This window comes from Anditalea andensis, assembly GCF_000714815.1.
Taxonomy (GTDB): Bacteria; Bacteroidota; Bacteroidia; order Cytophagales; family Cyclobacteriaceae; genus Anditalea; species Anditalea andensis.
Genome location: NZ_JMIH01000005.1, coordinates 38171 through 50551, shown reverse-complemented (window position 1 = coordinate 50551; position 12381 = coordinate 38171). Strand labels below are relative to the sequence as shown.

Here is a 12381-nt window from a genome sequence, read left to right as displayed (position 1 = left end):
CCACAATATTTAAACTGTTTATGAAACTAAATGCCATTCCATTTGTGATTTTGACGATGCTTTTAACCTCAGGCACCTTTCATGCTCATGGCCAGGTATTGAAGAGCATCAAAAAATCCGTAGAGAAAAAAATAGAAAAAGAAGCCGATAAGGTGATCAATGGAAGTTCTTCAGCCAAAAATCAAAGCATAGGGGGAGGGCCCAATGAGGATATATTAGCTGAATTACCTGAAAAAGTATATGATTTCACTTCCGGATCGGTCATGATCTTTGAAGATGATTTCAGCTCCGAGACTGCTGGTAGCATGCCCAAAAAATGGAAAAGCAGTGGAGGCGGATCAGTGGTGCAAGTGCCGGGTGTACCGGGGAATTGGCTTCAGTTTCATAATAAAAACAATTATAAAATAGCAGAGATAGACGAACTTCCGGAAAACTTTACCGTCACCTTTGATGTCCTGACCAGATTGGAAAAAGCCTCCATAGGAGATGATTTTTTCTTTGGTTTTCACCGGAGTAACCAGCTCAATGATGATTGGTTCAGTGCTGTAGCAGGCATAAGATTGAATTATTGGGGAAACAGCAGCAACATCAAATTTGTCAGTGAAGTAGGAAAAAAGGACGATTTCAAGTTTCCCTTAGGAAACTATGCCCGCCGTGTGATGCGCGTAGAGATAGAAGTGACCAATGGCAGCTGGATGAAAGTGTATGTGGATCAATATAAAGTATTGGATACAGAAATGATGTATCCGGATTCAGCCAAATATTTTTTCATCAATGCCCCAGGAAGACGCATGGAAAGAAATGACCGTGTATATGTCTCCAATGTCAAAATAGCAGCAATAGAGTAGGGCCTTATATTTCTAATTGGGATGCCTGGTACTATGAGAGGTAGAAGGTAAAAACCTTTCAAAGCACTTCCGGGACATCACCTGCCATCTTATATTTACGATGGGCTCAGCTTCGCTTTCATTGTAGGCTTATTTTTTAATATCCAGCCAGAAGTAGCGGGGTAAACCTCATCCTGTATAAGAAAATGTTTACTACATTCGTAGAAATATTTGGAGGCTACAGGTATTATGGAAGAGTTTATCGCATTTATTAAAGGGATAGTCTGGATAGATGATCTGGATTTGCAGCTTGTCCTTTCCCGATGCAGCGAAAAGCAGGTTCCAAAAGGTAAATTGATCTTAAGAAGGGGCCAAATTGCCCAACAGTACTTTTTTGTCGTATCTGGAGGAGTCCGCTTTTTTTATGATGGGGAGGATAAGGAAAACACCTCATGGGTGATGTTTAAAAATGAATTTTTCACTGAAATCTCAAGCCTGCATCCACAAAAGCCCACCCGTTTCAATATCGAAGCCACTGAAGCAACGAAGTTGGTGGTGATAGAGAAAAACGACATGGATTTCTTGTATGCCCAAATTACTGCTTGGGAGGAGTTTGGCAGGAAAATATGGGAAGCAACCACAGTGAGGATGATCGATCAGCTGCTCAATTTCCAAACTTTATCGGCTGAAGAAAGGTACCTTTCCTTTATGGCCAACTCAGAACTTATACAGAAGGTTCCCGTAAAGCAGCTGGCAGCAGTACTGGGGATCACACCTAACGCCCTGAGCCGGATCAGAAAAAAAATGCGCTGAAACCCATTATCTACCATTTGGTAGTTTTACAGGTTGATGTTCATGGTACTTTTGGGTCAACAAAAGTTAAGACGATGACACTATCCAATCACACTACCATGAGCACTCAGGATTTGTATGCTGATGAAGATTTAATTTCCCATTTTCTAGGATTCACCAATCGGTATGCCACTGTCAATGGGGTACGGCTGCATTATGTAGAGGGCGGTGAAGGTAAACCTTTGGTCTGCTTGCCCGGCTGGCCCCAGACATGGTATTCATATCATCCTGTCGCTGCCTCACTTGCCCTTTCTTACCGGGTCATCATAGTGGATATAAGAGGTATGGGAAGCTCTGATAAACCGGAAGCCGGCTATGATAAAAAAACAATGGCCACAGATATCCTGGAGCTGGTAAAGCTGCTGGGATTCCCAAAAGTCCATATCATGGGACATGACATAGGGGGAATGATCGCCATGAGTTTTGCCTTTAATTTTCCTCACTTTACCGATAAGCTGATCGTTTTAGATGGCTCTCATCCGAGTGAAGGAATGATGCAGATGAGTTTACTGCCTTATCCGGGCACATTTAAAGATAAAATGGATGCAAAGGTGCCCTATGCCTGGTGGATGGGGTTCAATCAGGTCAAAGGATTACCGGAAAAGATTTTGGAGGGACGATTCCACCACCTACTGGATTGGCTTTTCCAATATGTTATGCTTGATGAGAACAAGATGTCTGCCTTGGATAGGGCCGTATACGCTGCTGTTTATAACGAAGCTGAAAGCATCCGGGCGGCCAATGCCTGGTACCAGGCTTTTTTACAGGACATAGAAGATTCAAAAATGTATCAGCCCCTCGAAATGCCCGTGTTGGGAATTGGCAGTTATATAAGTTATCAATACATGTCAATGGGTTTACCCTATGTAGCGGTAGATCTGAAGATGGTAGGGATCTTAGATAGTGGGCATTATATGTTTGAAGAGCAGCCAGAGCAGGTGCTGGATGCGGTAGTGAATTTTTTGTCTTAATCGGTCAGCTAAAAAAAACATTCCAATGAAAAAAATAATCGTAGTGGGAGGTACCGGTAATTTAGGTAAACGGATCATAAAAGAACTTATAAAACGGGATGTCACAGTATGTGCCCTCGTAAGATCTTATACCGATACAGAAAAAATAATGGCCCTGGAAAAAACAGGGGCCAAGGTAGAGAAGGTAGATTTCAATAGCATAGAGGCCATTTCAAAGGCAAGTAGAGGAGCTACCTGCTTAGTCTCGGCCCTGGCCGGTCTGGGAGATGTCATTGAGGGATTACAGTCTAATATAGTAGAAGGGGCCATTCGAGCAGGTGTTCCCAGGTTTATACCTTCCGATTTTTGTACTGATTATAATCACCTGGTGCCCGGGGAGAACAGAAATTTTGACCTGAGGAGAAATTTTAAAAACTTTATAGATACCAGGCCCATTCAGGTCAGTTCTGTATTCAATGGTGCTTTTGCTGATATCCTCCGATACAATACCCCCCTTTTAAACCTAAAAGAAAAGAGTATAGGCTACTGGGGAAACAAGGCAGACTGGAAAATGGATTTTACCACAATGGACGACACTGCTGCCTTTACCGCAGAAGTGGCCCTGGATGATGCAGCCCCTAGGGACCTGCAGATAGCCAGTTTTCAAGTAAGTCCCAATAGTTTAAGGCATGATCTGAAGCAAATAACCGGGGAGGAATATAGGCTTCATCAACTTTCTGATTTGGAAGAATTTTCCAGGTTTATAAAGGAACAAAGGGCCCAATATCCTGCAGGGGAACAGGAATTATATGCAAAATGGCAACAGGGGCAGTACATGTATTCCATGTTTTCCACCCAGCATACGCAATTATCCAACGGGCTTTATCAAAATCTAACCTGGACGTCTAGCTTAGGTTTTATCCAAACTTTAGTGAAATAGTAAAAGAAGTCAATCGCCGCTTATTTAGAAAATGGAATAGATGGTCAGTGGGATAGCGGGGCGTTTTGTCCGATATAGGAAACCTGAAGTAGGGCTTTTGGTCTGCCATTTCCCACTGACCGTCATTTTATATAAAAGTGTCTTTTCTAATACTTGTACATGATGTCAGGCCTGTTGATTTTATATAATCTTAATATCAGATCCATTAAGCTTCATCATTTCATAACCTATTTGAAAGCCCCTATTTGGATATTTGGGGGAACTTTTAAATAAAAATAGCAATGAAATATGTTTTACTGTTTACCTTTTTTCTGGGTGTCTGGGGGTCGAATGTGGCCCAAACTGCTGTAAATATATCCGGCAGGGTAGTGAATGCAACTGGGGGATCTATTCCCGGCGCCAACATACGCGTGAAAGACATGGCTAACTTGGGTGCCACCACCTCTGCTACAGGAGAGTATCTGCTCTCGGGACTACGGGCAGGGACATACACTATCGAAGCCAGCTTTGTCGGATTTACCGCCGAGTCAAAGACCATTACCTTGGGCAATAGTGATGGGCGACTTGATTTCAGCTTATCAGAAAGTGAAGTGTTACTGGAAGGAGCCATGGTCACTGCCCAAAGGAGAGAGCAGGACATCCAAAAGGTACCGGTAGCGGTTACCTCTTACGACAAAAGATTTTTCAATGATTTCAATATCCGCGAAATTGATGCCCTTTCTGAATTTGTCCCGGGACTTCAGGTACAGTTGCAGAGCCCCAATAATCCCGGTTTTGTCATCCGGGGAATTACTTCTGATAATGGGGATTCGAGGGTAGAACCAAGGGTGTCGGTCTTTCAGGATGGTGTTTCTATATCTAAATCCAGGGGATCGGTGATAGAGGTGTTTGATATGGAGCGGGTAGAGGTTCTTAAAGGACCACAGGGGACATTGTTTGGCCGCGGGGCGCAGATCGGTGCCGTACACTTCGTCCAGAATAAAGCCCAAAGAGATTTGGGTGGCGAACTGACCTTGGGCTATGGTAACTATAACCAGCAGCTTGCTTCAGGATATATCAATGCGCCGGTATCTGATAAGCTTTTTTTTCGGTTGGCAGGTCAGTATAACCAAAGGGATGGTTTCATAGAAAATCTTTCCGGAGGCAAACTGAACGGTAAAGAAACAGGAGCGCTGAGAGGTTCACTGCGATGGCTGCCAACGGATAGGACAGTAGTGGATGTCATATATAACTATCAGCGGGACAGTTATCCCGGAACTGCCTTCATCAGCGGTACGGTATCACCCCCTGGTAGGGAGCCCAATCCTTTTGGGCCTGCAAATCTTGAAGGGGGGGAGGACCTGGGTATAGATAGGAAGGTATGGGGAGGAACCGTATTGGTAGATCATTTGCTGACCGATAAGCTGACCATCAACGCCATCACTGCCTATAGAGAATTCTATTCCGATGAAGCCTTTGATGCCGATGGCAGTGAACTACCGGCATTGTCCTTTTCTGAAATAGCTTTCGGACGGCAATTCAGTCAGGAGCTTAGGTTTACTTATGATAACAACAGGGGATTTTCAGGTTTTATGGGCGGGTCCTATTTTCATGAAAATGGATTTCAGCGGGTACCTTTCCAAACGAATGAAAACAGCTTTGTGGCTTTAGTGAGCCCCTTACTTCATACGGCTTCCGGGGGAGCATTTCCGATTTTGCCTCCCTTCAATCCTGATGGAACCCCATTTTTAGGGGCGGGTGGTTTATTGGGTGTTCCTCTAAAAGACAGGCATACGGAAAGCTATCAGAATTACGGACAGGTGAATGCCTATGAAGTTTTTGCAGATGCTACCTATTCCCTAAATAGACTGGCATTTACACTGGGGCTCAGGGCCAGTCATGAGCGGGTAGACAATGGTTATCAGGCATTTAATCATGGATCGCCCAGTGTGGCCAGTTTAGCTTTGGGCAATCCGTTCGGAGCAGCACCCAATCTGGTGTTCAGGCCTACGGAGGGTATAGTAAGGGGTGAAGGTACTTTTAATTCCCTCATAGGCCGCGGTGTGGTGGCTTATACCATAAATGAACACCTGAACAGTTATGTCAATGTATCCAGGGGCAGAAGGCCAAATGTAATCCAGGTGACAGCCGATGGTCCCAATGAACTAAATGCTGAAATCGTATGGTCATATGAAGTGGGATTAAAGGGATTGTACAAAAGGTTCAGTTATGATCTGGCAGCATACCGGTATGATTACAGTAATTTTCAGGTGGTGATCATTGAAAACCAGGGTGGTACACTGCAGGCCATCACGCGTGATGCAGGAAATGCAGGGGCCACAGGGATAGAGGGAAGTTTCAGATATGCTTTTACCAGAAATTTCTCCCTATTCGGAAACTATGGCTTTGTAGATGCCAAATTTGATGAAACCGATAATAATGGAAATCCCCAGGAACTCGCCGGCAATAGGTTCAGGCTTACGCCAAAGCACAGTTTTTCGGTGGGTATCCTGGGGGATTTCCCTTTGGGCAATGGGGGTATATTCATAAGGCCATCCTATAGCTATAAATCCCAGGTGTTTTTTGAAGAAGAAAACCAGGCAGGGGTAGAACAGGCCGGATACGGCTTGCTCAATGCCCGTCTGGGGTATTATGGACAGAAAAGGAGATGGGAATTTGCGGTATACGGCACCAATTTATTGGACGAGCAGTTTCTGATCGATGGGGGCAATACTGGATTGACATTCGGCACACCCACTTTCATAGCCGGTACGCCGAGGCTGTATGGTCTGCAGATCACGGGCAGGTTCTAGGAGTGGGGATATCTCCTTCAGAAAGAGCGGGTTGAAACATGTCCGCTCTTTTGTTATTTATTTACAAACCGTACTTATTATATAGTAAGGGTCAATAAATGAGGGATTTATTTACTTTTATTTACTAGCTCTCATAGAGGATCCGGCTGGAACCGGTATATGGTGTGCCCATCATCTTTTCATATTCTTTGGCAAACTTTTCATGGGCCTGCAGTGCCAGGCCTTTTTTCCCCATTTGAAACAATGCCTGACATTTGATCTTAATGGCTTCTTCATTGAGAACGTCATGGATCAGGATAGTTTCTGCCACACCTATCCTAAGGCTATATTGGTTTTGGGCTATGCTTCCCCCTTTAAGCAAATCAAATAATGTATCTATGGCCATATTTGAAAATTGAACTTTGAAATTGTCCATCCACTCGGATTGGATATTAGGGCATAGTTCGCCTACTGAAAACAGGTTGATCAAGCGTATCACTTTTGATGAAGGTAGATCGGGGTTGTTTTTAATTTCGTTTTTTAATTTCAATACTTCTTCAAAATCAGAATAAACCGTTTCGCAGAGGCTGAGCTTCCAATACGAATTTTCACTGTCTATATGGACGTTTCCAATTTTTTCCAGTATCAGTCTTAATTTACTGATATTCACGTTTCTATTGTTCTTAGCACTGATGTCAGATTTATCCGGCCATATCAGTTCTTTTAATTTAGAAGAGGTGATTCCTTTATTGTTGACGGAATAGAAGTATATGATTAGAAACAACTGTCTAAGCGTGGGCGTGAAATCCGAAGTGATATTTTTACCATTGGCATCAAAAGCTTCAAATCCTCCCAAAAATAATATGGAGGAAACTTTTGGACGGGTAAACACCTGATCGGATATGTGCTCCTGTTCCATAGGACTGTTAGGAGCCTGATCAGTTGGTTTTTTACGTTTGATCTTCAGCCATACAAAAGTCAAAATAGCTCCGGCCAATATAATAACCAATATGAGATAGGGCCATCTCCCTATAAATGAGGGGGGAGTATGGTTTTGGATAGTATCTTCTGGATGTAAGGGAGGATAGGCCATGGTGTACAGAGAGATTCTATCATTTTCCATGGTCAGGGCCAAGAGGGACTGCTTAGCTTCCAGGTAATAAAGGCTGCTCCATGACCCTATATCTATAAAATGATACGGGATAGAGTCGGTATAAGTGACCATCTCAGGTTTATCTTTTGAGATCTTGACCAGGTTGAGATGGGTTTCGTATTTGGAATGATCAAAAATCAGCGTATAAAAGCCGTCTTTTTCCTTGGTTGGAACCAGGGATTCCACGGGGACAAAATGGTTTGATATTTGTCTGGTCCTATCCCAGAGTTTCTCTGTCCGGCCAGATGCTATATTTATTTTATGTAAATCATAATAATTGTGCGGGTCGAGGTATTGCTCTCCTGACTTACTGCCAAATCCACCAAAAAGGTATACCTCATCATTTGTGAGCTGTCCCATGGCAGATAGGTACCTTGGTTCTATGTCGTCTATGGTTTTGAGTGTAGCCCACTGCTGATGCTTTATATCCAGCTGCTGTAAATGATTTTTAAAGGTATAAAGGCCATAACCCCCAAACGTAGTAAGTATTTCGTTTTGATAGATCCTATTGTGTTGCCAATATTGGGGCAGATCACAGTGGGGAGGATCCAGGCTCCAGCTCATGGTGTTCAGATCCAGTATGCTGGGTTCGGGGTTGTCAAAAGAATAGGATATAATGGTTTGGTTTTCAGCATCATAAATATAACTGTTTAGCCTGCATCGATATGGATTCCCTTTTTTATAACTGAGTTGAGTATAGGTTTGAGCATTTAAGTCTATTTTAGTCAGTTCCTCTGACCCTATGATGTAAAGAATGGATTCCTTGATATCAATAGCGGTCCCAAGTTTATTTTTTATAGATAAGGAAAGCATTGGCCTCCATTTGGTATGGTTATCTATCCTCCAAATAGGATTGGACACAGTAGCTTTAGATCCATTTATATCATCATAGATATGATGATTATGATGTTTATCTAGCTTCCAAAATGCCAGCGTTTCATGCAGATGGTCTTTTATTTGTATGTTTTTTATGGTCATGGGAGCCACATCGGTACTTAAAAAATGCCGCGTTTTATGTGCGCCAAAGAGGAAATCCAGTCGGTTAAGGGCTGCAGGAGGAAGGTCTATATAGCTTTCTTTTAGCTTCCCGTTGATTGACAGTTGTACGGTATTTCTGACACCGTCTACTTCCAAACGTACCGGGAGCCAATCGTCAAAATTTTTGCCACCTAACTCTTCCCATGTAAAGCCAATAAGGATATTATCTTTTGCCACCAGCCAAAAGGCAGTATGTGAAGTGTTCAGGTTGGCTACCAGGTCAAGATTAAAGGTATCATTCCCTATAATTCTGTATATATAGCCAAAGTATCCATCATGATTACGGAAATGGGCATCGAATTCTATGCTAAACCCTTCCTGTAATGAATATGGCTCAGTTGGAGTAAGGTTTAGCGACGTACGAAGATCCTGGTTTACCTCATGGGAGGAAAAGAACAATCCAGATTGTAATGGGTCGTTTGCAGTCGCCAGTTGTTTTATTAATAATAAGAATATCAGTGTAATATATATTGCTTTCATATTATTTCTGGAATGTGGTAGGGTAACCACAGGATGATATTATGATTTCCGCTGATAAGTAATCAGTTTGTTCTAGATCAGAATTAATTTATTCAGGTTTTTATCTGAAATTTACATTTTTTGGGTAATTAATTTTTTATTAACCTGTTTATTAATTCATTATTTGGTATTAATTAACTGCTTCGCCTTTTTTTTGCCCAAATGCAATGAGCATAAGTGTGCCTTTACACTACATCTTCCATTTTATACATTTTAATGATCTTCAAAACCCAATGCCTATGATAATACCAGATTTGATCAGAATGCTAAAGCGATTTCGCACCCTTAAATTACATGACTTTAATCACATTATGAATGTATGAAAAATATTAAAAATTATAAATATCAAAAACTATTTGCAAAAACTTCTACCAAAACCCTATTTACGATACTGTTCCTTTTAATTTCCCTACATATCCATGCCCAGGAGCGCATAAGGGTAGTAGGGGTAGTAGCCGATGATAAAGGGGAACTGCTTCCGGGAGTATCGATATTGGAAAAAGGCACCACTAATGGTACGGTCTCAGATTTGGAAGGAAAATTCACTATGGAAGTCGCCTCCCCACAATCTGTCTTGATTTTCAGTTTTATAGGCTTGAAAAACGTAGAGCGGACGGTTGGTTCCCAAACTTCGCTTAATATCCGGATGGATACCGATTCACAAAACCTAGATGAATTTGTGGTTATCGGCTACGGAACACAGCGTAGAAAAGAAATCACTTCCTCGGTGGCCACCGTCAGTGTGGAAGAATTCAATCAAGGAGGAGTGCGTTCACCTTTGGATTTGATCCAAGGAAAAGTGGCGGGGTTAAGTGTAACCCGTACAGCGGGCAACAATCCCAATTCGTCAGCATCTATACAGTTACGTGGTGTTACTTCCCTGACAGGAAATCTGGAGCCTCTAATCGTTATTGATGGTATTCCTGGAGGTAACCTGGATTTATTGCAGCAAGATGATATAGCCTCATTTGATGTGTTAAAAGACGGGTCAGCTGCTGCTATTTATGGTACAAGAGGTAATAATGGCGTGATTTTGATCACTACCAAACGTGGAAAATCAGGTGATCCTACTTTTGAATATTCTAATTATTTTCAGCGAGAAGTGATAGATCGGAGACCTGACATTTTTGATGCGGCAGGTTATAGAGAATTAATAGCCCAAGGTGTGATAGCTGAAGGAAATGACCGTGGTGGTTCATCTGATTTATATGAGGAGCTTCTTAATCGGAACAATTTAAGCCAGTACCATAATTTTGCGGCATCGGGAGGTAATGCTAATACCAATTACCGCGTCTCACTTTATTATAATGAAGCCCAGGGCATAGCAAAACAAAATACCAGAGAGCAAATCGGAGGAAGAATCAACATCAACCATCGAGGACTAAATGGTAAACTACTGCTTCAGACCAATGTAGCAACTAATTTTAATAATGCAAATCTACTGGGAGGAAGAGGTGAAGATGGGAGAGTAGGCGATGATTTTGAACAAGCAGTTCAGCGTAATCCCACTGATCCGCTGTTTCATCCTGATGGATCTTTTGTTGAAACAGAAGCTTCTGGCTTGTATAACCCATTATCCAGATTGGCTTACCGTATCAATGAGCGCAATCAACATACATTTTCAGCAGATGCTAAAATGACTTATGAAATATTCGAAGGGCTGAACATATCCGCATTCGGAGCGCATCAGCGCAATACTTGGAATGATAGGCAGTATAGGGGGATGAATGATTTTACCCAAAGACCTAACCAACAGTATCAAGGTACCGGATATGCATATAAAAGGAATTTGCTAAACTGGCAAAATACTTTTGAAAGTACCTTGGATTATAAGCGGGTAATGGGGGATCATCGCATAGACTTTGTTGGGGGCTATAGCTTTCAGTATTTTACAGAAGAAATATTTGATGTCAATAACAGTGGCTTTACCACAGATGCATTTTTGGATTGGAACCTAGGTGCGGGAAGTGCCATTAATAATACTGTTTTACCTCGACCTGGAATGGGTAGTTCAAAGCAAGATAATACTTTAATTGCCTTGTTTGGCCGTGCCAGCTATGCATATAAAGACAGGTATTTTGCACAGTTTACCTTACGTAGAGAAGGGTCCTCGCGTTTTGGAGTCAACAATAAATGGGGTAATTTCCCGGCTGTATCAGTAGGGTGGGACATTGCAGAGGAAGGTTTTATGTCTGCTGTGTCTCAAATAAACATCATGAAACTCAGAGTAGGTTATGGTGTAACCGGTAACCAGGGGATACCCAACTATCAATCATTGATTACATTAGGCACAGGTGGGGTGTATCCACAAGAAGGCGTTTTTTATCAGACCTATGGGCCATCGAGAAATCCTAATCCAGATTTGAAATGGGAAAGAAAGCAGGAATGGAATTTTGGCTTGGACTTTTCTTTATTCAATAACCGAATTACTGGAGCATTAGATGTTTATAATAGGCAGACAGTAGATTTATTATACAATTATATAGCGCAGCAACCTCCATACATTCACAGTAATATATATACCAACGTAGGTACTATAAACAATAGAGGGGTAGAATTATTTTTGAGCGGAAATGTAATGAAAAAAGCTGATTTTTCTTGGAATATGGATTTTGCAGCCAATTCCCAGTTCAATATGCTGTCCACGCTTACTAACGATGTGTACTCAGCTACCTTTTTGGAATTTGGGGGTTTACCTAACCCAGGAAATTTGGGTAATGCTATCCGCTTGGTAGAAGGAGGTACAGTTGGAAATTTCTTTGGGAAGCGCTTTGCTGGCTTTAGTGAAGACGGTAAATGGCGATTCTTCAAAGCAGATGGAAGTATAGTCTCTGCTTCTGAAATTTCTGAAGAGGATCTGACTGTTATTGGTAATGGTGTTCCCCGCTATATGGCTTCTTGGACGAACAACTTCAGGTATAAGAATTTTGATTTGACATTGTTTTTCAGAGGTAAATTCGGATTTGATATTTTAAATACCCAGGAACTATATTTTGGAAATAAATCCTGGTTGCCAAATAATATGCTACGTTCAGCATTAACTACTCATGCTGAGTTAAATGATACACCACAGTATTCGGATTATTACCTGGAAAGGGGTGATTTTGTAAAACTGGATAATGTGACTTTAGGCTACAATTTTAATATAGTGAGCAACTATGTTCGTAATCTACGAGTGTATGTGACTGGAAGAAACCTATTGACATTTACAGGTTACAGTGGCTTAGATCCAGAGATCCAGGATACAGGGTTTACCACAGGTATAGATTCACGTAGTTTTTATCCTAGGACAAATTCTTATACAATCGGATTAAATGTGGGCTTTTAATTA

The 12381-nt window shown here is 41.8% G+C and carries 7 protein-coding genes; 6 read left to right on the top strand and 1 reads right to left on the bottom strand.

Features of this window, described 5'->3' with window-relative positions:
* Positions 1-20: 20 nt before the first annotated feature.
* The 5 genes from EL17_RS01610 (at position 21) to EL17_RS01590 (ending at position 6361) form a co-directional block, all read left to right on the top strand.
* Entirely contained in the window at positions 21-848 is an 828-nt protein-coding gene (locus EL17_RS01610) for a hypothetical protein (protein ID WP_035069152.1), read from the top strand.
* A 228-nt stretch (positions 849-1076) separates the two neighbouring features.
* Positions 1077-1640, top strand: a complete 564-nt coding sequence (locus EL17_RS01605) for a Crp/Fnr family transcriptional regulator (RefSeq protein WP_035069149.1) — start codon at positions 1077-1079, stop codon at positions 1638-1640.
* A gap of 74 nt (positions 1641-1714) precedes the next feature.
* Positions 1715-2650 carry an alpha/beta fold hydrolase gene (locus EL17_RS01600; RefSeq protein ID WP_051719715.1) on the top strand — a complete coding sequence of 312 codons (936 nt, stop codon included), beginning with the start codon at positions 1715-1717 and terminating at the stop codon, positions 2648-2650.
* 25 nt (positions 2651-2675) lie between these two features.
* On the top strand, positions 2676-3569 hold the full coding sequence (locus EL17_RS01595; RefSeq protein WP_035069146.1) for an NmrA family NAD(P)-binding protein: 894 nt from the start codon (positions 2676-2678) through the stop codon (positions 3567-3569).
* A 281-nt stretch (positions 3570-3850) separates the two neighbouring features.
* The gene (locus EL17_RS01590) at positions 3851-6361 is read left to right on the top strand and encodes a TonB-dependent receptor (protein ID WP_035069144.1); all 2511 of its coding nucleotides are present in this window, start codon (positions 3851-3853) and stop codon (positions 6359-6361) included.
* A gap of 124 nt (positions 6362-6485) precedes the next feature.
* Here the strand turns inward: EL17_RS01590 and EL17_RS01585 are convergent, their stop codons facing one another.
* Positions 6486-9011: a kelch repeat-containing protein gene (locus EL17_RS01585; protein ID WP_035069141.1), complete on the bottom strand. Its 2526-nt coding sequence runs from the start codon at positions 9009-9011 to the stop codon at positions 6486-6488.
* A 358-nt stretch (positions 9012-9369) separates the two neighbouring features.
* On the opposite strand from EL17_RS01585, the gene EL17_RS01580 reads away from it, so the two are divergent.
* Positions 9370-12378, top strand: coding sequence for a SusC/RagA family TonB-linked outer membrane protein (locus tag EL17_RS01580; RefSeq protein WP_051719714.1), 3009 nt, complete (start codon positions 9370-9372; stop codon positions 12376-12378).
* Positions 12379-12381: the final 3 nt, after the last annotated feature.

Bases quoted from the DNA above. Each gene is read 5' to 3' on its own strand.
- EL17_RS01610 (WP_035069152.1), top strand. From the start codon at position 21: ATGAAACTAAATGCCATTCCATTTGTGATTTTGACGATGCTTTTAACC.
- EL17_RS01605 (WP_035069149.1), top strand. From the start codon at position 1,077: ATGGAAGAGTTTATCGCATTTATTAAAGGGATAGTCTGGATAGATGAT.
- EL17_RS01600 (WP_051719715.1), top strand. From the start codon at position 1,715: ATGACACTATCCAATCACACTACCATGAGCACTCAGGATTTGTATGCT.
- EL17_RS01595 (WP_035069146.1), top strand. From the start codon at position 2,676: ATGAAAAAAATAATCGTAGTGGGAGGTACCGGTAATTTAGGTAAACGG.
- EL17_RS01590 (WP_035069144.1), top strand. From the start codon at position 3,851: ATGAAATATGTTTTACTGTTTACCTTTTTTCTGGGTGTCTGGGGGTCG.
- EL17_RS01585 (WP_035069141.1), bottom strand. From the start codon at position 9,011: ATGAAAGCAATATATATTACACTGATATTCTTATTATTAATAAAACAA.
- EL17_RS01580 (WP_051719714.1), top strand. From the start codon at position 9,370: ATGAAAAATATTAAAAATTATAAATATCAAAAACTATTTGCAAAAACT.